Genomic DNA, 23,062 nt, shown 5'->3' on the forward strand with positions numbered 1-23,062 from the left:
AGGTGTAAGTCCGGTTCGGAGGGGAGTTCTCGGAAACCTGCCATAGTGATATGGTAAGGCGCCGGGTTCTTACCCTACTTTACTGTTCGGTATCGCCTATCCCGTTCGCAACAATGACTAATCGGGAATGGGGACAGATAGGGAACAACTACCTAAAATCCCTGTTCGCGCTTGGCTTTCAAGGCTTCCTCATAATGATATGCGTCGGCATTTACGCGGTTTTGGTGAACAACATGATAATAGCGGACAACCTGCACAGCGCGATTTTTTCCCTTGCAGCCTATACCGTTATCCTCTGTTTCTCCCTGTTCAAATCCGGCGCACTGGCGAAGTCGATTTTCTCCGCGCATTAGCGGCGTGTCAAGGGTAGGGTGGAGATTTTCAGAGCAAAGCGGCGAAAATACTACCCGACCTTGACGCGGGAAAACCCCATAGAATAGGGACGGGCAAAGGGCAGAAATTGACCTTTGCCTTGATTACCCCTATGGGAACTTACAGCAGCAAAAAACCCAGAGAAAGGAGGTTTCCACTTGGCGTATGTACCCGTACCCAAAGACTTATCCAAAGTCAAGACAAAAGTAGCTTTCAACCTTACCAAACGGCAGATTGTATGTTTTGCGGTAGCTCTCCTGTTAGGGCTTCCGCTTTTCTTTCTGCTCAAAGACAGCACAGGCACAAGCCTTGCGTCTATGGCTATGATTGCCGTCATGCTGCCCTGTTTCCTGTTCGCCATGTATGAAAAGCATGGACAGCCCCTTGAAGTGGTGGTGAAGAACATCATACGGACGAAATTCATAGCCCCCAAAGAACGACCATACAGGACAGACAACTTTTATTCCGTCTTAGAACGGCAGAGAAAACTTGAAAAGGAGGTATCAGCGATTGCAAAAGGAAACACGAAGAAACAGCGCGGCGGGAAGCGCAAAGCCTAACCCGCCCCGCAAGCTCACCCGCGCCGAGAAAAAGCAGATTGCGGAAATCATCAGACAGGCAAAGGGCGACGGGAAAGCCCACACCGCACAGCAGACAATCCCCTATATCCAGATGTACCCGGACGGTATCTGCAAGGTTACGGGACGGAAATACTCAAAGACCGTCGCCTTTGAAGATATTAACTATCAGCTTGCACAGGCAGACGACAAGACCGCCATTTTTGAGAACTGGTGCGACTTCCTCAACTACTTTGACGCTTCCGTTTCGGTGCAGCTCTCTTTCATCAATCAGGGGACGCAGCGGGGCGAAGCGGAAAAGGCGGTCAATATCCCGGCACAGGAGGACGCTTTCAACTCTATCCGCACAGAATACCGGAATATGCTGAAAAACCAGCTTGCAAAGGGAAACAACGGGCTTGTCAAAGCAAAATATATCACCTTTGCCATTGAAGCCGACAGTCTGGGCGCGGCGAAATCCCGCCTTGCCCGTATCGAAACGGACGTACTCAACAACTTTAAGCTCTTGGGCGTGTCTGCCCGCCCCATGACAGGCTATGAACGCCTTAAAATGCTGCATGGCATTTTCCACCCGGAGGGCGGGCAGTTTGCCTTTGATTTTTCATGGCTTGCCCCGTCCGGGCTTTCCACAAAGGACTTTATCGCCCCATCCTCTTTCCGTTTTGGCGAGGGGCGTTATTTCCGCATGGGGCGCAAAATCGGCGCGGTTTCATTCCTTGAAATCCTTGCGCCGGAATTAAACGACCGTATCTTATCGGATATTCTGGACTTGGAAACGGGCGTTATCGTCAATCTGCATATCCACAGTATCGACCAGACCGAAGCCATAAAGACAATCAAGCGGAAAATCACCGACCTTGACAAAATGAAAATCGAGGAACAGAAAAAAGCGGTACGCAGCGGCTACGACATGGATATAATCCCGTCCGACCTTGCCACGTTCGGCAGCGAAGCGAAGAACCTCTTACAGGACTTGCAGAGCCGGAATGAAAGAATGTTCCTCTTGACGTTCCTTGTGGTGAACATGGCGGACACGAAGCGGAAACTGGAAAATGACGTATTCGCGGCGGCGGGCATTGCACAGAAGAACAACTGCGCCTTGACCCGCCTTGACTACCAACAGGAAGCGGGGCTTATGTCCTCTGTACCGCTTGGGGAGAACCTTATCCCCATTCAAAGAGGGCTTACCACGTCAAGCACCGCTATCTTTATCCCCTTTATCACACAGGAGCTTTTCCAGACGGGCGCGGCTTTGTACTACGGCTTAAACGCCCTGTCTAACAACATGATACTCTGCGACCGCAAGCAGCTAAAGAACCCCAACGGCTTAATCTTGGGTACGCCGGGAAGCGGGAAATCCTTTGCCGCCAAACGGGAAATGACAAACGCTTTCCTCATTACCGACGACGACATAATTATCTGCGACCCGGAAGCAGAGTATTTTTCCCTTGTGCAGCGGCTTGACGGGCAAGTGATACGGTTATCGCCTACGGGCAAGGGCATTGACGGGAAGCCCCAGTATGTGAACCCTATGGATATTAACCTCAACTATTCCGAGGACGACAGCCCCCTTGCGCTGAAATCCGACTTTATCCTCTCCCTCTGCGAGCTTGTAATCGGCGGCAAGGAGGGCTTGCAGCCCGTCGATAAGACCGTCATTGACCGCGCCGTTAGGAACGTGTACCGCCCTTTCCTTGCAGACCCCGACCCGGAGAAAATGCCTATCTTGGGCGACCTCTACGACGAGCTTTTGAAGCAGCCGGAGCCGGAAGCGGCGCGTATCGCGGCGGCATTGGAGCTTTACGTTTCCGGCAGCTTGAACGTCTTTAACCACCGTACCAACGTGGAACTTTCTAACCGCCTTGTCTGCTTTGACATCAAGCAGCTTGGGAAGCAGCTCAAAAAGTTAGGTATGCTCATTGTGCAGGACCAGGTATGGAACCGCGTCACCGTCAACCGGGCAGAAAGGAAATCCACCCGGTATTTTATGGACGAATTTCATCTTCTCTTGAAAGAGGAACAGACCGCCGCCTATTCCGTTGAAATCTGGAAGCGTTTCAGAAAATGGGGCGGCATACCCACAGCCATTACGCAGAACGTCAAGGATTTGCTTGCTTCCCGCGAAGTGGAGAATATCTTTGAAAACTCTGATTTTGTCCTCATGCTCAATCAGGCGGCGGGCGACCGGGCTATCCTTGCAAAGCAGCTCAACATCTCCCCGCAGCAGATGAAGTATGTCACCCACACCGAAGCGGGCGAGGGGCTTATCTTCTACGGGAACGTGGTGCTGCCCTTTGTAGACCGCTTCCCGAAAGACACCGAGCTTTACCGGGTAATGACGACGAAGCCGGAGGAAGTGGGCGAAGCATGACAAAATTAAGGACAGACACCATTATCAACCGGGACGCGCTCTATGCCTTGCGGGAGCTTCCAGAGGAAAGCGTACACTGTTGCGTCACAAGCCCGCCCTACTATGCGCTTAGGGATTACGGGCTTGATATGCAGATTGGGCGGGAGGACACGCCGGAGCAGTACATTGACAGGCTGACCGAGGTTTTCCGCGAACTGCGCCGGGTACTGCGTTCTGACGGTACGCTCTGGCTGAATATCGCGGACACCTACTGCGGCACAGGAAATAAAGGCTACCATGCAGACCCGAAGAACCCGAAAGGGAGAAACGGACAGCAGATTGCAAGAAACAACCGCGTTTCCGGCTGCAAACAAAAGGACTTAATCGGTATTCCCTGGCTTTTAGCTTTTGCCCTACGCGCTGACGGGTGGTATTTAAGGAGCGACATTATCTGGCAGAAAGAAAACCCCATGCCGGAGAGCGTGAAAGACCGCCCTACCCGCTGCTATGAACATATCTTTCTGCTTACGAAGTCAAAGAAGTATTTTTATGACGCAGCCGCCATAGCCGAGCCGTTAGCCCCCACAACGGCGGCGCGGTACCGCACCGGGCGCAGCGCGGGACAGAAATATGCGGACGAAGTACCCGGACAGGGGAACGTACAGGGGCTTAACCGGGCGCGAAGCGGCAGCTACTACGACGAAGCCCTCATGCCGACCATGCGGAACAGGCGGGACGTGTGGCTTATCAATACCGTTCCCTACAAGGGCGGGCATTTCGCCGCGTTCCCGCCAAAACTTGCCGAAACCTGTATCAAGGCGGGCTGTCCGAAAGGCGGCGTTGTGCTTGACCCCTTTTTCGGCAGCGGCACGACGGGGGCAGCCGCAAAGCAGCTTGACAGGCATTATATAGGCATTGAGATAAACGCCGAGTATTGCGCCCTTGCAAGGGCGCGGATTGGAGGGACAGACACATAAAACAATATAAGGCGCGTGAAAAAGTCACGCAGAAAATGACCCGCGAGGGGGCTGTCGAGGTAAACGCCGCTACCGGGAAAAAGAAACGTATCAGCAAGCGGATAAGGGACGCGGACTTTGCAAAGACCGAAGCCCCACCGCAGCCGGAACAGGCAGCGCAGCCCCTACCGGGCGGCGCAACTTCCCCGCCCTTAACCGACACGCCGCCGCTTCCCCATGCGCCGGGGGCAGAACGGGAACAGGACACCGCAGCAGCCGAGCGCGTCTTGGAACGTATCGACGGGGCGCGTACCAGAAAGGCGAGCAAAAAGGCGGCGAGGAAAGCACAGGCAGAAGCCACAGCAAAAGAAAAATCTTCCCGCTTGCAGTTTACCGACGAGGAACGGGCAACGCCGGAGCTTGAAAGGTATATCCGAAAATCGGACAAAGCAGCCGACCGTCTGGACGCGGCAAAGGCGGCTATCCCCAAAGAAAAGAAACTTGTACGGGAGCGCACCTTTGATGAAGCCACCGGGAAAGGCAAGACCCGCCTACATTTTGAGGAACAGGAAAAGCCCATAGGAAAGAATAAGCCCCACAATAACCCGCTATCCCGCCCCGCACAGGAAGCGGGTATTTTCGTCCACAACAAGATACATTCCGTTGAAAAGGACAATTCCGGCGTTGAGGGGGCGCACAAATCCGAAGAACTGGCAGAGCGCGGCGCAAAGTACGGGGCGCGGAAAGTCAAGGAGGGCTACCACAGCCACAAGCTCAAACCCTACCGGGCGGCGGCAAAGGCAGAGAAAGCGGCGTTCAAGGCGAATGTGGATTTCCAGTACCATAAAGCCCTGCATGACAATCCGCAGATTGCGGGCAATCCCCTTTCCCGCTTCATGCAGAAGCAGCAAATCAAGCGGCAGTATGCAAAGTCGGCAAGGAAAGGCGGCGCAAAAACGGCGCAGAAAGCCGCAGAGAACACCCGCAAGGCGGCAAAAAAGACCGCCGAGGAAACAAAAAAGGCAATCGCTTTTGTAGGGCGGCACCCGGCGGGCGTATGTATCGCCGTTGCCGCGCTGCTCTTATTCATCATGGTATCGGCGGGGCTTTCCTCTTGCGGTTCCATGTTCTCCGGCTTGATGAACGGCATACTTGGGACTTCCTACACGTCGGAGGACAGCGACCTTGTGGCGACGGAGAACAATTACGCCGCAAAGGAAAACGAGCTTCAGCAGCAGATTGACAATATCGAAAGCACCCACCCCGGCTATGACGAATACCGCTATGACCTTGACAGTATCGGGCATAACCCCCATGAGTTAGCGTCCTACCTCACCGCCCTTTTGCAGACCTACACCCCGCAGAGCGCACAGGCAGAGCTAAATCGCGTCTTTGCCATGCAGTACACTTTGACGCTGACAGAAGAAACGGAAATCCGCTACCGCACAGAAACAAGCACAGACCCGGAAACAGGGGAAACGACCACCGAGGAAGTACCCTACGAGTACCATATCCTCAACGTGAAGCTGACGAACAAGCCCATTTCCGAGATTGCGGAGGAACTTCTAACGCCACAGCAGCTTGAAATGTACCGCGTCTATCTGGAAACAAGCGGAAACAAACCGCTGATTTTCGGCGGCGGCTCCCCCGATATGGGCGCGTCCGAGGATTTAAGCGGCGTACAGCTTGTAAACGGCACACGCCCCGGCAACACCGCCGTTGTAGACCTTGCGAAGCGGCAAGTCGGCAACGTGGGCGGGCGACCCTTTTGGAGCTGGTACGGATTTAACAGCCGCGTGGAATGGTGCGCCTGTTTCGTTTCATGGTGCTACAATCAAGCCGGAAAGAGCGAGCCGCGCTTTGCCGGGTGCCAGTCACAGGGCGTACCCTGGTTCCAGTCACGCGGGCAATGGGGCGCGAGGGGCTATGAGAATATCGCCCCCGGCGACGCTATCTTTTTCGACTGGGACGGGGACGGGAGCGCAGACCATGTGGGGCTTGTTATCGGAACGGACGGGGAGCGCGTCTATACCGTCGAGGGCAATTCCGGCGACGCCTGCAAGATAAAGAGCTACCCCGTCAATTACTCCTGTATCAAGGGCTACGGCTTAATGAATTGGAACTGACAACAAAAAAATGAAAATCTGAAAGGAGAAATTTATTGATGGCTATGAACAAAATTGAACGTATCGACAAAGAGATTGCAAAGACCCGCGAGAAAATCACCGAGTACCAGAACAGATTAAGGGGGCTTGAAGCGCAGAAAACCGAAGCGGAAAACCTGCAAATCGTACAGCTTGTGCGCTCCATGCGCCTTTCCCCGCATGAGCTTTCCGCTATGCTTTCCGGGGGCGGTATTCCGGGTATGGAAGCCGCGCCGGGCTACCCCGCAGAACCCGCAGACCATGACACCGAAGAAATGGAGGACACCGAGAATGAATAAGAAAATCCTTAGAACCTTGACCGCACTTTGCGCCGCCCTTGTACTTATGGGCGGCTTTTCCGTCACCGCTTTTGCACAGACCCCGGAGGGAGAGGACGACACCAACGACAGCGGCGTTGTCTACGAGGAACCCCAAAAGGAAGAACCCCTTACCCCGGACGGGAACGCGACCCTTGTAGACGATTTCGGCGGCAACAAGCAGCTTATCACCGTAACGACCAAAAACGGCAATTACTTTTATATCCTCATTGACCGGGACGACGAGGGCGAGGACACCGTACATTTCCTTAATCAAGTGGACGAAGCCGACCTCTTAGCACTTATGGAGGACGGAAGCACCGAAGCAGCCCCGCCCGCCGTTTGCAGTTGCACCGATAAATGCGAAGCCGGAAAGGTAAATGTGAGCTGCCCTGTCTGCAAGGACAACATGACCGCTTGCAGCGGCAAGGAAGCGGAGCCGGAAACCGAGAAACCAACAGAGCAGCCCAAAGAGAAAGGCAATACAGGCGGGCTTGTGCTTTTCCTTGTCGTGGCACTTCTTGGCGGCGGGGGCGCGTTCTATTATTTTAAGTTTATGAAGCCAAAGCAGAACGTCAAGGGCGACACCGACCTTGAAGATTTCGATTTTGACGATTACGACGAGGACGAGGGGGACGGGCTTTCTGATGAAGAACAGGAGGACGAGGAAGCATGACGCTTTTCACCGAAAACCCTTTAGAAAAAATGATGGTACAAAGACCCACCGGGCGGCGTGACAGTGCGCCGCCCGTTCCAAAATCCCCGGCGTGTATGCGTTGCCCTTATAAGGCGCAATCCCCCTGTATCGGCTATTGTCTGAAACAGGCACAGGAGAAGAAGCACACCGCGCCGGAACGCTGAAAGGAGGATTTTTTCATGGCATTTAGACTTGTGATTGCAGAAAAGCCGAGCATGGCGCAGACTATCGCCGCCGCGCTTGGCATTAAGGGGAAACAGGACGGGTATATCGAGGGCGGCGGCTACCTCATTTCATGGTGCGTCGGGCATTTGGTACAGCTTGCGGAAGCTGCCGCCTACGGGGAGCAATATAAAAAATGGAGTTTTGACAGCTTACCCATTCTGCCGGAGGAATGGCAGTACGCCGTTGACCCGGACAAGGGGAAGCAATTCAAAACCATTAAAGAGCTTATGCACCGCGCCGACGTTTCCGAAGTGGTAAATGCGTGTGACGCGGGGCGCGAGGGTGAATTGATTTTCCGCTTTGTCTACGAAGTGGCGGGCTGCAAGAAGCCCATGCGCCGCTTGTGGATTTCTTCAATGGAGGACGGGGCGATTAAGGCGGGCTTTGCTTCCCTCAAAGACGGGCGGGACTATGGCGCGCTCTTTGCGTCCGCCCTCTGCCGCGCAAAGGCTGACTGGCTTATCGGCATTAACGCCACCCGGCTTTTCTCCTGCCTGTATGGAAAGACCTTGAACGTGGGGCGCGTCCAGACCCCGACCTTAAAAATGCTCACCGACCGGGACGCGGCTATCTCCCATTTCCAGAAAGAAAAATATTATCATGTTCGCCTTGATTTATCCGGCGCGGACGCGGCAAGCGAAAGGATTTCGGACAAGGCAGAAGCCGACGCGCTGAAAGGGGCTTGCGAAGCGGGAAAGGCGGTATGCGTTTCCCTTACCAGAGAGAAGAAAACCGCAGCCCCGCCAAAGCTCTTTGACCTTACCTCTTTGCAGCGGGAAACGAACCGCATTTTCGGTTACACCGCAAAGCAGACCCTTGACCTTGCACAATCCCTTTATGAAAAGCGGCTCCTTACTTATCCGAGGACGGACAGCAGCTTTCTTACTGACGACATGGGCGGCACCGCAGCGGACATTATCGCGCTGCTTTGCGAAAAGCTCCCCTTTATGGCGGGCGCGGACTTCACGCCGGAGATTGCAAAGGTATTAGACAGCAAGAAAGTATCAGACCACCACGCAATCATTCCCACTATGGAGCTTGCAAAGGCTGACCCGGACGCGCTGCCGGAAAGCGAGAAGAATATCCTTACCCTTGCGGGGGCGCGTCTGCTTTTTGCCACCGCCGAGCCGCATATTTATGAAGCGGTTACGGCGGTTTTCTCATGCGCCGGGACAGACTTCACCGCAAGGGGAAAGACCGTACTTGCGGAGGGTTGGAAAGAGCTTGAACGCAGATACCGGGCGACGCTGAAAGATAAGCCCGAAGCAGAGGACGGGGAAAATGAGGGCGTGACGCTGCCGGAGCTTTCCGAGGGACAGAACTTTCCTAACCCCGCCGCAAAAGTAACGGAGCATACCACAACGCCGCCGAAGCCCCACAGCGAAGCGTCGCTTCTCTCTGCTATGGAGCGAGCCGGGAACGGGGACACCGACCCGGACGCGGAACGCCGGGGGCTTGGCACTCCCGCCACCCGCGCCGCCGTCATTGAAAAACTGGTAAAGGGCGGCTTTGCAGAGCGCAAGGGGAAGCAGCTTATCCCCACGCAGAACGGAGCCGCCCTTATATCAGTCTTGCCGGATATGCTCACTTCCCCGCAGCTTACCGCAGAATGGGAAAACAATCTGACGCAGATAGCAAAGGGAGCCGCAGACCCCGGCGAATTTCTGTCCGGCATTGAAGCTATGGCGCGGGAGCTTGTGCAGACACACGCCGCAGCACTGGACGGGAAAAAGGATTTGTTCCGGGAGGAAAAGCCCTCTGTCGGCAAATGCCCCCGTTGCGGTTCCCCCGTCCATGAGGGGAAGAAAAACTATTATTGCAGCAACAAAGAATGTGCCTTTGTCATGTGGAAGAATGACCGCTTTTTCGAGGAACGCAAGACCGCTTTTTCCGCGAAGATTGCCGCCGCGCTCCTTAAATCCGGCAAAGTGAATGTGAAGAAGCTCTATTCCCCGAAAACAGGCAAGACCTATGACGGAACTATCGTTCTGGCTGACACTGGCGGGAAATACGTCAACTACCGTATCGAAGTACAGAAGAACTAAAAACTTGAATAGCAAGCATAGGAAGCGGGTACCCACTTCCGTAAATCCCCGTTGCGACGCTGACGCGCCGGACGGGGATTTTGCTTGTTGGGAAGTTTCCCAAACCCTCTTTTGCGGAGGGCTTCACCCTCTAAAAATTTTTGAGAAATCTTTGGCAGAAATGCGGGCGTACCCGTAGTAGACCATGCAGCCCAAAAATGCAGCTTGTGACGCTGCCCCAAAGAAAGGAGGTTTTTCACTATGGCAAGTTTACGGGACACCGTAAAGGACTATCAAGACGAGCTTAGGGACGGTATCGCATGGGTGGCGTTCTGGAAACAGGGGCGTTCATGGAACGCGGAATATTTTCATCTTGATATGGACGACACCCTCTACCCGGAGGACAGGAGCCGGTTAGAGGAAATCAAAAGCACCGACCCCGCCGCCGTTATCCTAAACGGCTATTACTGCGGGCATTTAGGCGAGGACATGAGCCTTGACGAGCTGACCGCCGGAGTGCGCTACCACTACGAAAACAGCATGAACGACATTGACGGTTTTATCGGGGCGCATGACGACAGGCTTCCCCCGGAGGTTATCGAGGAAGCGAGGGCAGCCGCCCATGAAGCGGGGCTTCCCTTTTCCGAAAAGCCCTACCGGGACGGAGAGGATTTTAACCCCTATGTATTTGACGGGAGCATGAGCATTGAGGATTTTGAGCTTATGCACCGCATGATTGAAAAAGAAAGGAGCGAACAAATGGCAGAACCGATTTTAAGCGGCTATCTTTCCAATCTTGGGAAGTACACCGAGGGCAGACCCGCGGGCGAATGGGTGACGTTCCCCACGACTGCCGAACATCTGAAAGAAGTCTTTGACCGTATCGGGATTGACTTCAAGCATTACGAGGAATGGCATTTCACAGAATTTCAATCCCCTATCCCCGGCTTGGCGGAACATTTAAGCGAGTATTCCCACCCCGACGAGCTGAACTATTTAGGGAAGCTCTTGGAAATGCAGTTTGACGACGACCGGGAGAAATTCATTGCAGCCATTGAATACGGCGACCATGCCGACAGCTTACAGGACATCATCAACCTTGCACAAAACCTTGACTGCTACTGGATTTATCCGTCCGTCCACAATGAAGAAGAATACGGGCGTTATCTGGTTGATGAACTGGAAGAACCCGAACTGCCCGAAGAAGCGAAAAAGTATTTCATGTATGAGGAATACGGGCGCGACGCTTCCATTAACGACGACGGTATGTTTACCGAAAAGGGCTATATCTACAACAACCGCAACACCTTTACAGAATGGTACGACGGGCGCGACGTTCCACAGGAATACCGGGTAACGCCGCAGCCCCCGCAGCGGTCACGCCCCGACCCGGAAAAAGCAGATTTTGACGCAGCCGCGCCGGGGCAGAGAACCGCGCAGACCGCAGAGCAGCCACAGGAGCCGCGCCCGGTTATCCCTATCGTGCTGACGAGCGAGAAGCCCGCCGAGAAATTAAAAGAGATTACCGACCGTCTGGAACAGGGTATTGCGGAACTCTTTGACAGCGAGCGTTACAAGGAATATCTGAAAGTCATGTCAAAATTCCATAATTACAGCTTCCGAAACACCGTCCTTATCGCCATGCAGAAGCCGGACGCTTCCCTTGTGGCGGGCTTTTCCGCTTGGAAGAATAACTTTGAGCGAAACGTGATGAAAGGGCAAAAGGGAATTAAAATCATTGCCCCGTCGCCCTATAAAATCAAACAGGAAATGCAGAAAATCGACCCGCACACACAGAAGCCCATAATCGGCAAGGATGGAAAGCCCGTCACCGAGGAAAAGGAAGTCACCATACCCGCCTACAAGGTGGTATCCGTCTTTGACGTTTCCCAGACCGAGGGAAAGGAGCTGCCGGATATTGCCGTTGACGAGCTGACGGGCGACGTTGACCGCTACAAGGATTTTTTCGCAGCCCTTGAAAAGACTTCCCCCGTTCCTATCGCCTTTGAGAATATCGAGGGCGGCTCTCATGGCTACTACCACTTGGAGGACAAGCGCATTGCTATCAACGAGGGCATGAGCGAATTACAGACCTTAAAGACCGCCATTCACGAAATCGCCCATGCGAAGCTGCACGACATTGACCTCAACGCGCCAAAGGACGAGCAGCAGCCCCACGTTGACCGCCGCACCCGCGAAGTCGAAGCGGAAAGCGTCGCCTATACTGTCTGCCAACATTACGGGCTTGACACGTCGGACTACTCTTTCGGCTATGTCGCCGGGTGGAGCAGCGGGCGGGAGCTGTCCGAGCTGAAAAGCTCCCTTGAAACGATACGCAGCGCAGCCGCCGAGATTATCAATTCCATAGACGAAAATCTTGCGGAGCTGCAAAAGGCACAGGACAAGGAGCAGACCGCCGGACAGGAGCAGCCCACCAGAGAGGAAAAGGCAGCCCCGAAAGAACAGCCGCAGCCGGAAGCCCCGGCAAAGGCAGATACAGCCGGGAAAGAGAAGCCGGAAGCAGCCGCACCGGGAAAATCCGGCGCACAGGAAAAGGCGGGCGCAGCCCCGAAAGAAGCCTTTACCCCGGAAACGATTTACAAGATGCGCCGGAACCCTTACGGCGACAGCCCGGAAAACAGCCACCTCTTGCAAGCCTATGTGACACAGGAGAACGGGCGGGCGAAAATGGGCGACGTGCTTTATACGGGAACGCCGGAGAAATGCCGCGAGCTTATGGGGCAGCTCAAAAGCGGCGGGCTGACCGAGGGCGACGTAAAGCAGCTTTACGCAAAGGCACAGGAAACGGCGCAGACCGCCGGACAGGACAAAGACACCTTTTCCATTTACCAGATAAAAGGCGGGGACGAAACAAGGGATTTCCGCTTTGAGCCATACGACCGCCTGCAGGCGGCGGGAAATGTGGTTGACAGGGCGAACTATGAGCTTGTCTATTCCGCGCCCCTTGCGCCGGAAACTTCCCTTGAAGATATTTACACCCGTTTCAATATCGACCACCCCAAAGATTTTAAGGGACACAGCCTTTCCGTTTCGGACGTGGTAGTGCTTCATCAGGACGGACAGGACGCGGCGCATTTCGTTGACAGTGTAGGTTTCCGGGAAGTGCCGGAGTTTTTACAGGAGCAGAAGCAGCTTACCCCGGACGACTTGGAAACGGGCGAAACTGTCAAAACACCGAGAGGGACTTTCCATGTAACCGCTATGAGCCGGGAGCAGATAGAAGCCGCCGGATATGGCTTTCACCACCAGTCGGACGACGGAAAGTATCTGATTATGGGGAATGGGACGCGGGCGTTTGCCGTTGCCGCAGAACAGGCGCAGCGGGACAATCCCTTGAAAACCGCCGAGCAGACCATAGAGCAGAACGGAAACATGATTGACGGTATCATCAACAACACCCCCACCGTTGACGAACTGGAAGCAAAGGTAAAGGCGGGCGAGCAGATTTCCCTTGTTGACCTGGCTAACGCTGTCAAAGCCGACAAGGAGCGCGGCAAGGGAGCGAAGCCGGAAAAAAAGCCCTCTATCCGGGCGCAGCTTAGAGCCGACAAGGAAAAGGCGCAGAAGAAAAACGCAAAGCAGAAGTCACAGGACTTGGAAAGGAGCTGACCCATGCCGGAACAGAGTAAATTTGAAAACGTGGATTTGTTCGCTTCCCTTGAAGCGATTATGAAGCAGAACACAGGCTTTTACCAGAGCGACTTAGACATTGACAAAGAGATTATCGCAAAGGCGGCGGCAAGCCCCAACAGGGAGGACAAGACCCTTTTGTGGTTCTGCCGCCCGTCCGGGACGCACTGTTTCCGGGAGCGCGACGTTTTCCTCAAAGACACCGCGCCCCACAACACATGGCGTTTCTACATGGAGCAGACAAGCGACCGCGTCCTTGCCTATGCAATCGAGCTGACGGGAAAGGAGCGCGGGAAAATTAAGGGCAATCTGTACGAACTGGACTACGCTAAACATTATGAGCGCGTCAAGGAAAAGGAACTGCCCGCCGATACGGTGAAGCTGATTTATGAGCGAGGGGAAAGGGAGATACCCGCCGGACGGTTCTTCAACGGCAACCCAGACCCGCAGCTTGGGAAGTTTGAACGCTTTGAAGCCCTACCCGACGACCCGGACGCGCTGCAATCACTCTTACAGGAAGAACGGCGCAGCCGGGAGCAGCTTCCACCGGGGGACTTCAAGGCGCATATCACAGCCTTGCGGGACGGGCTGATTGAAACGGAAGCGCGGCGCATTGTGCGGGAAATGAAGCGGCACTATGAGCCGAATAGCCCGAACAAGACCCATTTCATGGCAGAGCTTTCCCCGGCGTTCATGCGGCTTGCAGCCACAAAGGACACTGACCGCCTTTTCTCCATGCTGCCCTATAAGACTCTTTCCTTTTCCAAAATCGAGGGCAGACATGGGACGTATGCGCTGATTGACAAGGGGGAGAACCGGGACAGGGAGATAAGGAAGCCCCGCCCCTCTATCCGGGCGCAGCTTAAAGCAGACAAGGCAAAGACCGCCCCGAAAAAGGCGGCGGCAAAAACAAAAAATCACGATATGGAGGTATGAGCATGATTAGACTGACTGTTGAAGAAACAAACCTTTTGAGCATTTACAACGAGGGCGGCAAGCGGGCTTTGATTGAGAATGTCAACGCCGCGCTGCCCTACATGGACGCGGATATGCGGGAGCTTGCAAAGCGCACCCTTTCCAAAGTGGACGCTTTGACCGAAGCGGAATTTGCAGAGCTTCCCATTTACGCCGCTGATGAAGTATGAACGGGGTTAAGCGGCTGACGCCGCCCCAGAGCCGGAAAGTCAACGCCCTTGTGCGCCGGACGTGCTGCAACTATGATAACGGGAACTGTATCTTACTGGACGACGGAGACGAATGCGTATGTCCGCAGCTCATTTCCTATTCGCTTCTCTGCAAGTGGTTCCGGGTTGCGGTGCTTCCCGCCGACAGGCTGCTCTATGCGGAGCTTTACCAGACAGGGGATAAGAAGAAATGTACCGAGTGCGGCGCGTTCTTTGCGTCAACCTCTAACAGTGTCAAATACTGCCCCGTCTGCCGGAAGCGTATCACCCGCAGACAAGCCGCCGAGCGCATGAGGAAAAGACGCACCCCTGTTACGCAGTAGGCGCGGAAAATCCCTTGATTTACAGGGCTTTCCGGGCGTGAAAATCGGATAGGCGATACTTTATACCTTTATCCCCGAAAATGGCGTTCTACTGCGTAACATTCACGAAAACAGCACCCATAAAAAGACAGGGCGCGGAAGTCATATACCGGCTTCCGCGTCCTGTTCTTTTTTTGCCTATCTGACATTTCCCTTTTCCATTTCTTCAAGTGGGAACTGCGGGAGGGCTTCTATCAGCTTCTTTGTGATAGACTGGCGCATATCTTCGTTGATTTCCTGTTTCGTGCTTCCGTCCGGCTGTCTGACCGCTACCGTCGATAGCCTGTCGATTTCGTCCTTGTAGCACTCCACGACTTTCTCCACCGCCCATTTTTCCCCGGCAACGGCGGCGCGTATGGTTTCATATTCCGGCATTTTCTGGTTTTCCATGCTTCAACGCTCCTGTCTGTATTTGATAGCCTTATCATAGCACAGCGGCGGGGATTTTGCTATCCTTATCCGCGCTCTGTTCCCTTTTCACGTTCCGGCTGCCTGTCTGCCTGTAAAATGCTGTCAATGTTCTGCTTGATAATATCATATTCCCGGACTTTCTTTTTCAGCTTCCCATAGTCGGCGTAAAGGGCTTCTTTCTGCGCTTGGAGGGCTTCATACTCCGATTGCAGCGCGGCAAGGTTCGGGAGCTTTGCAATGCCCGCCGCTTTCAACGACCTTGCGGCGGCTTCATGTAGGATAATCGCCTGTTCCTGTCCGGCGCGGTACTTCTCCCTGTTCCTTGCCTTGCGGTATGCGTCATAGACGGGCTTTGTCTTTTGGTAGGTGGAAACATTCTTGATAAGCACCGCCATGTCCGCAAGCCGCTTTTCCGCGTTCTTCAATGCGTCTGCCGCCTGTCCGCTTTCCGCTGACATTTCCTCAATCCGGCTGACTAAATCCGCGTACTGTTCAATCTTGTGTTCCGTCAAGAAATTCATGGTTTTAGCTGCCTGTTTCAGATTGTGGATTTTCGCCCACTGTTCATAGCCCTTACTCTGCGCCGCCTTGATACTGTTCTCAATGTCGATAAGCAGCGAAACGTCGCGCTGCTCTCTGGGGGCTTTCGCCGCCTTTGCCCGTCTGCCCGCTATCCGTTCCCTTATGGCTTCCTCTGTATAGTCTGCGCCGAGGGTTTTTAGGCGGGTGAAGCGTTCCTGTCCGGGGGCGCGGCATGAAACATATTTCCCCGGCTTTATCTCATAGCCCGCCGCCTGTAACCGCGTTAGCAATTCCTCAAAACTGGAAACTTGGGGGATAAGCGCGTCAACGGCAATCTTTAGCTTGCCTTTCCAACTTGTACCCGTCTTTTCTGCCTGGTACTCCGCATAGCTCTTTCCCTTGCTGCCCTTGCCGGGGACGACGACGGACAAGCCATTTTCCCGGCACAGCTTGTCGCTCATGTTCCGTATGCCGTAATAGCTCCTTTTGTTGGAATTGTATTTGTGATGGTCTACAAAATTCACCGCGCAAAAAATGACGTGGTTATGGATATGCCCCTTGTCAATGTGCGTCGTCACAACATATTCATGCTGCCCCTTTGTCACCGCGTCGGCAAGCTGCTTCCCGATTTCGTGGGCTTTCTCATAGTCCACTTCCCCCGGCGCAAAGGACTGTATCAAGTGAAAGGCTAAATTGCTGCCCTTATCCAGTGCTTGCGAGAGGGTATAGCCGAACTCAATGTCTGCCGTTTCATAGGAGCAGCCGAAAGAGGATATGAGCATTTTCCCGTCCGTCTTGTCCGGGTTTTCGATATAGTCAAGGGCTTTGCTTAGGGTGCTTTTAACAGGCTTAATCTTTGTAACCGCCATATCTCCGCAAGCACCCCCTTTATTTCCTCTATGTCCTCTTGGTATGCGTTCCCCGCCGCGTTCACGCGGCGGGCTATCTGGTTGACGTTGACACCGATTTTCTGTATCTCTGCGGTCATTGCCTTTATATCGGCGTGGTCTATCTGAATGATATACCCGTCAATGGCAATCTTCCGCAGATACGCCGCCATGTTCCGGGTGGGTACGAGCTTCATTTTTTCCAGTATTAAATCCCGTTCCGCTTCCGTCACTCTGAATTTGATTTGCACCGTCCTTTTCCGTCCGTCCATTGCTTCGCTCCTTTCCTTTCCGTTCCGAGGGTTTGGGACACTTCCCAACAAGCCATTTTCAACCGACGCGCCGCAGCGCGGGAGGGCGAAAATACGGAAGTGGGTACCCGCTTCCTATGCTTGCTACGAATGTTTTTATCCCTTATGCCCTTATCCCTTACTACGGAGAAAAAGCTATTTTGCCAAACTTCCGCAAAAGAAAAACGCTGCAATTCAAAAAAGATTGCAACGCTTTCTAAATCCTGTTCAGTTTTAAGCCGGACATTCCTATTCGCCCTCTTTTTCGACTTCGGAAATCTCTTTTGCCGTTGCGGTCACAATCCGTATGCCTGTATCGCTCATACCGTCAAGAAGCGCGTCGAGCTGCCGCCGCTGCGTGTTCTTCTCCGGCGGCGTTTCCAAAAGGAACTGGTCTACGGATATATTGTAGCGGAGCATAAGCTCAAAGAAAATCTGTAAACTTGGGTGCTGCCCCTTGTTCTCAATGTTCGCAAGGTAACGCGGCGAGATAAACATTTCGTCGCTTACTTTCTTGCGGCTCTCCTTGCGCCCTGTCCGCGCCGCCTTTATCGCTGCCCCAAAAGCCTTGAAGTCGTATTTCGGTACTGGTCTTTTTGCCATAATTATTCACCCTATTACATTTTACTGTTCACCTTTCCTCTTGGATATGTCTACACTGTTCTATCAGTTGACTAAAATAATTCATATGTATATGTTGACAACTAGCCGCTTTTTTTGTATAGTATTATTAAAAGGGGGGAAATGTTTATGTTACATAGCATGCGTATTCGATAAGCATTGAAATTAAAAAAGATTTTTCCCATTTTCAATATGGGCTTTTTTGTCATGCTTATTTTGCGTATGCTATACAACAAAACTAACGATGTATAGACATAGTATAAAAACTATGCCTTAATTTTGTTGTAGTGTTATATGTATAAATGCAGGTCAATGCTCATGTTGAGAATTGACCTGTATTTTTTTGCGCAAAAGGAGAAATATTATGCTTGAAAAATATTGGATAAAATGTCCAATTTGTAACGGAAAGACGAGGGTTCAAGTATTTTATAATACGGTATTAAGAAATTTTCCTCTTTTCTGCCCTAAATGTAAATTAACACATATCGTTGATGTTGAAAAATTAGAAATCATAATCAAAAACTCTGAAAAACAAACTTTTTAATTTTGAAAAGGAAGGATATTAAATGAAACACTTACCTAAAAGTACACCTACGGAAATATTGAATGACCCATACGGATTTACTTACAAAGAAATGTCGGAAGTAATTGGAGAGGATAAAGCAAGAGCCTTATATGCGAAATTGTATAAACAGCCATTTCACAAAAAAAATCTATCAATATCAACAAAAAAAGTCTATAAAAGTAGCGATACTGAAAAGTATGTTTATGAATTGAAAGACAACAGGTATATCGAAACGGTTTTTATTAAACGGCGAGATGGTGGGACTGTTTGCGTAAGTACGCAAGTTGGTTGTTCTGTTGGCTGTATTTTTTGTGAGTCCGGACGCAATGGTTTCGTTCGTAATCTAACACCGTCTGAAATTGTGCAGCAGGTCATATTGATACGTCAAAAAGTAAATCGTATCGTTTTTATGGGAATGGGAGAACCTTTATTCAATTACGACAACTTGATTGCAGCAATCCATATTCTTCGAGATAGAAATGGACTTAACTTTCCAACCGACGGCATTACCATATCAACAGTTGGTCCAGTTAATCAATTAAAAAAATTGCGCGAAGAACATCTAAAAATTCAGTTGACAATATCTTTACATGCAGCAACACAGGCTGTGAGAAACTGTATCATTCCTCATATGCACATGTACGCTATTGAAGATGTTGTTAAGCAAGCATTGTCCTATTCACAAAGGCATAATCGAAAAGTGGTATTTGCGTATTTGCTTTTACCAGGTATAAATGACCGTTCCTCAGATATAAGGCAACTTGCAAAATGGTTTAAGGGCAAAAATGTTATGATTAACGTGCTGCAATACAACCCGACGAGTAATTCAAAAATTAGAGCACCACAAAAACAAGAAATGGTTGCGTTCAAACATCAATTAGAGCAAACAGGACTTGAAGTTACCATGAGAGTTTCTCATGGTAGAGAGATTAAAGCAGCTTGTGGACAGTTAGCTAATACATATAATAAAGCCAAAAAACAACAAAAATAATTTAATTAAAAGAGCCAGACGCACAGACGCAGAGCCGATAATATGCAGTTTGAAATACTGCTGTTATCGGCTCTTTTTTGATTTAATTTGTGCCCCCAATAACCATATTGGAGCAAAATCAGAACTGTTGCTTGTCGTTCTTTGATTTCCGCAGCAGCTTTGAAAAATCAAAGCCGCCGTTTCTTTTTATCTTCTCAAGAAATGACGCGGTATCACTGTTAAAAGCGGCGGCTAAAGGAGGTAGCCGCCATGAAGCACATACCATATCGACAAAATCCGACGGTCATTGACACATCAAAAAAAGCCCGACCACCACCGGGGGAAATTACGCTTGTATATATGAACTGTCTAATCATCTAAATACTACTCACAATACCAATGCGCCTGTCCGGGCTTTTCGGACAGGCGCATTTTGCTGCTCAAAAAATTTTTTGAAGAAATTTCAAAAAATCTTCGGCGTTTTTGAAAACCGCCGTATTGCCCCGCGAAAAGGGGGAAGCACCACCAACTTTCCAACGAGAAAGGAGGTGAGAATGTGGAACCTAACAGCAGGGAGTTTTACAAACAGTGTGCTTTTCAGAAGTTTTGTAATACGGTACTTCACAATGAAGCGTGCGACACTCATAGAGAGCTTCGCAGACACAGGGCAAAGGAAGTGACCTTTTCCGACATGACCTTAGACGAAGCGCGACAGCTTCATACGTTTGATGAATATTTCAAACGGGAAACTGTTGAAACCGTCTTTGAGAAAGCCGGGAAGAAAATCACGCCAAAGCTGCTTCTTGAAGCAATCCGTACTTTGCCGGAAGAAAAGCGCAAAGCCATACTGCTGTATTACTTCGAGGGAATGAACGATACCGAGATTGCGGAACTGTTCAATACGTCGAGAAGCACGATACAGTACAGGCGGACAAGCTCTTTTGAGAGATTAAGAAAATATCTGGAGGAAAATGCTGATGAATGGGACGAATGGTAACGAACCCGGCTACCCGGAAAATGCCCTTGTTCCCTATCCTGTCATTGTGGTAGCGACAAAGGGCGACCCGGACGCTATGAAGATTGTCTTGCAGCATTTCAGCGGCTACATAGCCCGCCTCTCCATGCGGAAGCTGTACGACGAGCGCGGGAATGTCTATTTCGGCGTAGACCACGACATTCGGGAACGGCTGCAAGCAAAACTGATGATGGCTGTCCTCACCTTTAAGGCAGAGGAATAAACCGCAGCGGCGGCGGGACGCTTTCTCTCTCCCCCTTTTCCGTTCCGCTGCTGACGCGGCAGCAAAGCCATTCTGAACCTTGACAAAGAAAGCGGCGCAAGATAACGGCGGCGCAGCATAGGGCAAATCGGATACGTTCCTTTTGCGCCGAGCCATACGGCGGGTGCGCCATGACGCTATCCGGGTGAGGTTATCCCCGCCCGGACAGCCGAGCGACCAACACCGCGCCGGAAAGCAAGTGTAGCGGCTTGCGGGCGACGACACGCAGAATATACAATGATACTTCCTTACAGCCACAGTCCGAGCGTTAAGAGCGTCGCAGGCAATGGGTAGGGCTGCATGAGAACCATGCCGGGGTGAAATTCCCATGAGGTTATGCTAATAACCGTCCGATTAAAGCCTTTGTTTTATTGAATAGTGGACTTGCTGCTATTCATAGACTGTATTATATGTTTGCGAAAGAAAGGGGGATTTTCTTTGACGCAAAACCAAACGCCCGTTACCACAACGGAGCATAAAATAGGAAAAGTTACTTACCTTGTATGTTCGTCCGCAAGTGAACGCGCAACGGACACACTGGATAAAAAGATAAAAAAACTCATTCGCAAAGACATGGAACTGAACCCCGCAAACGCCCGGAAATAGGGCGTTTCTTCACATTTTATACATGACACAGGCAGCGGTATGTGGTATAATATAGACAGTACAAATGCCATGCTTGTCTGTCGTCGGAAAGGAGGACAAAATGTTACAGACAGACAAGATTACCGCTTTATATTGCAGATTGAGCCAGGAAGATATGCAGGCCGGGGAAAGCGAGAGCATACAGAACCAAAAGATGATTTTACAAAAGTATGCTGACGAACACCACTTTTTCAACACGCGCTTTTTCGTAGACGACGGATTTTCCGGCGTGAGCTTTGAGCGTGAGGGGCTTCAAGCCATGCTGCACGAAGTTGAAGCCGGGAACGTGGCGACCGTCATAACAAAAGACCTCTCCCGTCTGGGACGTAATTATCTGAAAACCGGGGAGCTGATAGAGATTGTTTTTCCCGAATATGAAGTGCGCTACATTGCCATTAACGACGGTGTAGACACAGCAAGGGAAGATAACGAGTTTACCCCTCTGCGGAACTGGTTCAACGAGTTTTACGCCCGCGACACTTCAAAGAAAATCCGGGCTGTCAAACAGGCAAAGGCGCAGAAAGGCGAGCGCGTCAACGGGCAAGTGCCTTATGGGTACATAGCTGACCCCAACGACCGCAATCATCTATTGCCCGACCCGGAAACGGCGCACATTGTAAAACAGATTTTCGCTATGTATGTGCGCGGCGACCGTATCTGCGAAATCCAGAACTGGCTACGGGAACATGAGGTATTGACTGTTGCAGAATTGCAGTACAGGCGCACAGGAAGCCACAGGCACCCCCGCCCACACCCGAATTGTATTTACAACTGGCCGGATAAGACGCTCTATGACATTCTGGCGCGTAAAGAGTATTTGGGGCATACCATTACAGGCAAGAGCTATAAGGTATCTTACAAATCGAAAAAGACGAAGAAGAACCCGGAGGAAAAGCGTTACTTCTTCCCCAACACACACGAACCCTTGATTGATGAAGAAACCTTTGAGCTTGCACAGAAACGGATTGCCACCAAACACCGCCCTACAAAGGTTGATGAAATTGACATTTTTTCGGGGCTTCTCTTTTGCGGGGACTGCGGCTATAAAATGTATCTGCAACAGGGAGCCGGGACACTGGAACGCAAACACGCCTACACTTGCGGCAAGTATCGAAACAGGATAAGGACTGGCGAGCTTTGCACTACCCATTATATCCGAAAGAGCGTCCTTAAAGAACTTGTCCTTGCCGATTTACAAAGGGTATTGTCCTATGTGAAAGAGCATGAACAGGAGTTTATCGAAACCGCCAACGAGTGCAGCGCAAAGGCAGTACAAAAGACGCTGACGCAGCAACGGAAAGAGCTTGACAAGGCGCAGAGCCGGATTAGCGAGCTGAATATCTTGTTCCGCAAGCTCTATGAGGACAACGCTTTAGGGAAACTTTCAGATGAACAATTTGCTTTTCTGACTTCCGGCTATGACGAAGAAAAAAAGACGCTGACCCGGAGGATTGCGGAACTGTCACAGGAAATTGACAACGCCACCGAGCGCAGCGCGGACGTGAAAAGGTTTGTCGCACTGGTACGCAAATACACCGCCATTACCGAACTGACCTACGAAAACGTCCATGAATTTATTGACCGCATTCTTATTCACGAACTGGATAAGGAAACGAACACCCGCAAAATCGAAATCTTTTATAGCTTTGTCGGCAGAGTTGATACAGGCGACAAGCCTACTGAAAGTATCTCCTATTTCAGACAGATTGGAGCCGACGTAAAGAGTTATGCTATCTAACATACATCAAAAAGAGGTAAGATAACACCCTCTGCAAAAAAGGTTACGTTATCTTACCTCAACAAAGCAGGTGCCGCTAATGCCATCGTCCGTGAAATGGACAATGTTTGTAAAACCCTGCCGTGCGGCGAACTCCTCCAACATTGCTTTTTGATTGGATATGGAGTTGCTCTCACGCTGCTGGTCATCATCTTTGCCAAAGTCATCACGGCTCAGTCGTTCGTACAGAGCAGTGATTTTCTCGTTTTTTCTCATAACTTGCGCTCCTTTCTTCGG

22 protein-coding genes and 1 pseudogene are annotated in these 23,062 nt (G+C 51.5%); 19 read left to right on the forward strand and 4 right to left on the reverse strand.

Annotated elements, in window-relative coordinates; genetic code table 11:
- Positions 1-77: 77 nt before the first annotated feature.
- The 13 genes and pseudogenes from GPK90_RS02425 to GPK90_RS02485 all read left to right on the forward strand — a co-directional run.
- A pseudogene (locus GPK90_RS02425) lies at positions 78-353 on the forward strand (VirB6/TrbL-like conjugal transfer protein, CD1112 family); the annotation flags it as partial.
- Between the two features lie 177 nt (positions 354-530).
- Positions 531-932, forward strand: a complete 402-nt coding sequence (locus GPK90_RS02430) for a PrgI family protein (RefSeq protein WP_067539664.1) — start codon at positions 531-533, stop codon at positions 930-932.
- A complete protein-coding gene (locus GPK90_RS02435; RefSeq protein WP_067539662.1) occupies positions 883-3,321 on the forward strand; it encodes a VirB4-like conjugal transfer ATPase, CD1110 family in 2,439 nt (812 codons plus the stop codon). The genes GPK90_RS02430 and GPK90_RS02435 overlap by 50 nt, the downstream gene beginning before the upstream one ends.
- On the forward strand, positions 3,318-4,277 hold the full coding sequence (locus GPK90_RS02440; RefSeq protein WP_008978036.1) for a DNA-methyltransferase: 960 nt from the start codon (positions 3,318-3,320) through the stop codon (positions 4,275-4,277). Before GPK90_RS02435 ends, GPK90_RS02440 begins: the two co-directional genes overlap by 4 nt.
- 35 nt (positions 4,278-4,312) lie before the next feature.
- Complete coding sequence (locus tag GPK90_RS02445; RefSeq protein ID WP_002569174.1) at positions 4,313-6,382, forward strand: C40 family peptidase; 2,070 nt, start codon at positions 4,313-4,315, stop codon at positions 6,380-6,382.
- Between the two features lie 38 nt (positions 6,383-6,420).
- On the forward strand, positions 6,421-6,699 hold the full coding sequence (locus GPK90_RS02450) for a DUF4315 family protein (RefSeq protein ID WP_002569175.1): 279 nt from the start codon (positions 6,421-6,423) through the stop codon (positions 6,697-6,699).
- Positions 6,692-7,393: a DUF4366 domain-containing protein gene (locus GPK90_RS02455; RefSeq protein ID WP_002585094.1), complete on the forward strand. Its 702-nt coding sequence runs from the start codon at positions 6,692-6,694 to the stop codon at positions 7,391-7,393. The genes GPK90_RS02450 and GPK90_RS02455 overlap by 8 nt, the downstream gene beginning before the upstream one ends.
- Positions 7,390-7,578, forward strand: a complete 189-nt coding sequence (locus GPK90_RS02460) for a hypothetical protein (RefSeq protein WP_002569177.1) — start codon at positions 7,390-7,392, stop codon at positions 7,576-7,578. The genes GPK90_RS02455 and GPK90_RS02460 overlap by 4 nt, the downstream gene beginning before the upstream one ends.
- A 15-nt stretch (positions 7,579-7,593) precedes the next feature.
- Positions 7,594-9,684, forward strand: coding sequence for a DNA topoisomerase 3 (locus GPK90_RS02465; protein ID WP_008978034.1), 2,091 nt, complete (start codon positions 7,594-7,596; stop codon positions 9,682-9,684).
- Positions 9,685-9,924: 240 nt separating this feature from the next.
- Complete coding sequence (locus GPK90_RS02470; RefSeq protein ID WP_008978033.1) at positions 9,925-13,293, forward strand: antirestriction protein ArdA; 3,369 nt, start codon at positions 9,925-9,927, stop codon at positions 13,291-13,293.
- Between the two features lie 3 nt (positions 13,294-13,296).
- Positions 13,297-14,250 (forward strand): hypothetical protein, encoded by a 954-nt coding sequence (locus GPK90_RS02475; RefSeq protein ID WP_008978032.1) that lies wholly within the window; start codon positions 13,297-13,299, stop codon positions 14,248-14,250.
- 2 nt (positions 14,251-14,252) lie between these two features.
- Positions 14,253-14,459 (forward strand): transposon-transfer assisting family protein, encoded by a 207-nt coding sequence (locus GPK90_RS02480; RefSeq protein ID WP_002569181.1) that lies wholly within the window; start codon positions 14,253-14,255, stop codon positions 14,457-14,459.
- A complete protein-coding gene (locus GPK90_RS02485) occupies positions 14,456-14,821 on the forward strand; it encodes a cysteine-rich VLP domain-containing protein (protein WP_067539660.1) in 366 nt (121 codons plus the stop codon). The genes GPK90_RS02480 and GPK90_RS02485 overlap by 4 nt, the downstream gene beginning before the upstream one ends.
- 177 nt (positions 14,822-14,998) lie before the next feature.
- Here GPK90_RS02485 and GPK90_RS02490 read toward each other — a convergent pair whose 3' ends face one another.
- The 4 genes from GPK90_RS02490 to GPK90_RS02505 form a co-directional block, all read right to left on the reverse strand.
- A complete protein-coding gene (locus tag GPK90_RS02490) occupies positions 14,999-15,250 on the reverse strand; it encodes a helix-turn-helix domain-containing protein (RefSeq protein WP_002585088.1) in 252 nt (83 codons plus the stop codon).
- Between the two features lie 65 nt (positions 15,251-15,315).
- Positions 15,316-16,662 (reverse strand): relaxase/mobilization nuclease domain-containing protein, encoded by a 1,347-nt coding sequence (locus tag GPK90_RS02495; RefSeq protein ID WP_008978031.1) that lies wholly within the window; start codon positions 16,660-16,662, stop codon positions 15,316-15,318.
- Positions 16,623-16,952, reverse strand: coding sequence for a plasmid mobilization protein (locus GPK90_RS02500; protein ID WP_008978030.1), 330 nt, complete (start codon positions 16,950-16,952; stop codon positions 16,623-16,625). Before GPK90_RS02500 ends, GPK90_RS02495 begins: the two co-directional genes overlap by 40 nt.
- 267 nt (positions 16,953-17,219) lie before the next feature.
- Positions 17,220-17,573 carry a helix-turn-helix transcriptional regulator gene (locus tag GPK90_RS02505; protein ID WP_008978029.1) on the reverse strand — a complete coding sequence of 118 codons (354 nt, stop codon included), beginning with the start codon at positions 17,571-17,573 and terminating at the stop codon, positions 17,220-17,222.
- Between the two features lie 382 nt (positions 17,574-17,955).
- Between GPK90_RS02505 and GPK90_RS02510 the strand changes: the two genes are divergently transcribed.
- The 6 genes from GPK90_RS02510 to GPK90_RS02535 all read left to right on the forward strand — a co-directional run bounded on the left by GPK90_RS02510 (position 17,956) and on the right by GPK90_RS02535 (position 22,786).
- Positions 17,956-18,135, forward strand: a complete 180-nt coding sequence (locus GPK90_RS02510; RefSeq protein ID WP_002588768.1) for a cysteine-rich KTR domain-containing protein — start codon at positions 17,956-17,958, stop codon at positions 18,133-18,135.
- A gap of 22 nt (positions 18,136-18,157) precedes the next feature.
- On the forward strand, positions 18,158-19,147 hold the full coding sequence (rlmN, locus tag GPK90_RS02515) for a 23S rRNA (adenine(2503)-C(2))-methyltransferase RlmN (protein WP_008978028.1): 990 nt from the start codon (positions 18,158-18,160) through the stop codon (positions 19,145-19,147).
- A gap of 535 nt (positions 19,148-19,682) precedes the next feature.
- Complete coding sequence (locus GPK90_RS02520) at positions 19,683-20,123, forward strand: RNA polymerase sigma factor (RefSeq protein WP_008978027.1); 441 nt, start codon at positions 19,683-19,685, stop codon at positions 20,121-20,123.
- Entirely contained in the window at positions 20,104-20,364 is a 261-nt protein-coding gene (locus GPK90_RS02525) for a helix-turn-helix domain-containing protein (RefSeq protein ID WP_019727567.1), read from the forward strand. The genes GPK90_RS02520 and GPK90_RS02525 overlap by 20 nt, the downstream gene beginning before the upstream one ends.
- A gap of 417 nt (positions 20,365-20,781) precedes the next feature.
- Positions 20,782-21,009 carry a transposon-encoded TnpW family protein gene (locus GPK90_RS02530; protein ID WP_004607973.1) on the forward strand — a complete coding sequence of 76 codons (228 nt, stop codon included), beginning with the start codon at positions 20,782-20,784 and terminating at the stop codon, positions 21,007-21,009.
- Between the two features lie 100 nt (positions 21,010-21,109).
- Entirely contained in the window at positions 21,110-22,786 is a 1,677-nt protein-coding gene (locus tag GPK90_RS02535) for a recombinase family protein (RefSeq protein WP_019727566.1), read from the forward strand.
- Positions 22,787-23,062: the final 276 nt, after the last annotated feature.

Source organism: Clostridium sp. MCC344, from assembly GCF_018785365.1.
Classification (GTDB): Bacteria; Bacillota; Clostridia; order Lachnospirales; family Lachnospiraceae; genus Pilosibacter.

Bases quoted from the DNA above. Each gene is read 5' to 3' on its own strand.
- GPK90_RS02440 (WP_008978036.1), top strand. From the start codon at position 3,318: ATGACAAAATTAAGGACAGACACCATTATCAACCGGGACGCGCTCTAT.
- GPK90_RS02445 (WP_002569174.1), top strand. From the start codon at position 4,313: ATGACCCGCGAGGGGGCTGTCGAGGTAAACGCCGCTACCGGGAAAAAG.
- GPK90_RS02450 (WP_002569175.1), top strand. From the start codon at position 6,421: ATGGCTATGAACAAAATTGAACGTATCGACAAAGAGATTGCAAAGACC.
- GPK90_RS02455 (WP_002585094.1), top strand. From the start codon at position 6,692: ATGAATAAGAAAATCCTTAGAACCTTGACCGCACTTTGCGCCGCCCTT.
- GPK90_RS02460 (WP_002569177.1), top strand. From the start codon at position 7,390: ATGACGCTTTTCACCGAAAACCCTTTAGAAAAAATGATGGTACAAAGA.
- GPK90_RS02465 (WP_008978034.1), top strand. From the start codon at position 7,594: ATGGCATTTAGACTTGTGATTGCAGAAAAGCCGAGCATGGCGCAGACT.
- GPK90_RS02470 (WP_008978033.1), top strand. From the start codon at position 9,925: ATGGCAAGTTTACGGGACACCGTAAAGGACTATCAAGACGAGCTTAGG.
- GPK90_RS02475 (WP_008978032.1), top strand. From the start codon at position 13,297: ATGCCGGAACAGAGTAAATTTGAAAACGTGGATTTGTTCGCTTCCCTT.
- GPK90_RS02480 (WP_002569181.1), top strand. From the start codon at position 14,253: ATGATTAGACTGACTGTTGAAGAAACAAACCTTTTGAGCATTTACAAC.
- GPK90_RS02485 (WP_067539660.1), top strand. From the start codon at position 14,456: ATGAACGGGGTTAAGCGGCTGACGCCGCCCCAGAGCCGGAAAGTCAAC.
- GPK90_RS02490 (WP_002585088.1), bottom strand. From the start codon at position 15,250: ATGGAAAACCAGAAAATGCCGGAATATGAAACCATACGCGCCGCCGTT.
- GPK90_RS02495 (WP_008978031.1), bottom strand. From the start codon at position 16,662: ATGGCGGTTACAAAGATTAAGCCTGTTAAAAGCACCCTAAGCAAAGCC.
- GPK90_RS02500 (WP_008978030.1), bottom strand. From the start codon at position 16,952: ATGGACGGACGGAAAAGGACGGTGCAAATCAAATTCAGAGTGACGGAA.
- GPK90_RS02505 (WP_008978029.1), bottom strand. From the start codon at position 17,573: ATGGCAAAAAGACCAGTACCGAAATACGACTTCAAGGCTTTTGGGGCA.
- GPK90_RS02510 (WP_002588768.1), top strand. From the start codon at position 17,956: ATGCTTGAAAAATATTGGATAAAATGTCCAATTTGTAACGGAAAGACG.
- rlmN (WP_008978028.1), top strand. From the start codon at position 18,158: ATGAAACACTTACCTAAAAGTACACCTACGGAAATATTGAATGACCCA.
- GPK90_RS02525 (WP_019727567.1), top strand. From the start codon at position 20,104: ATGAATGGGACGAATGGTAACGAACCCGGCTACCCGGAAAATGCCCTT.
- GPK90_RS02535 (WP_019727566.1), top strand. From the start codon at position 21,110: ATGTTACAGACAGACAAGATTACCGCTTTATATTGCAGATTGAGCCAG.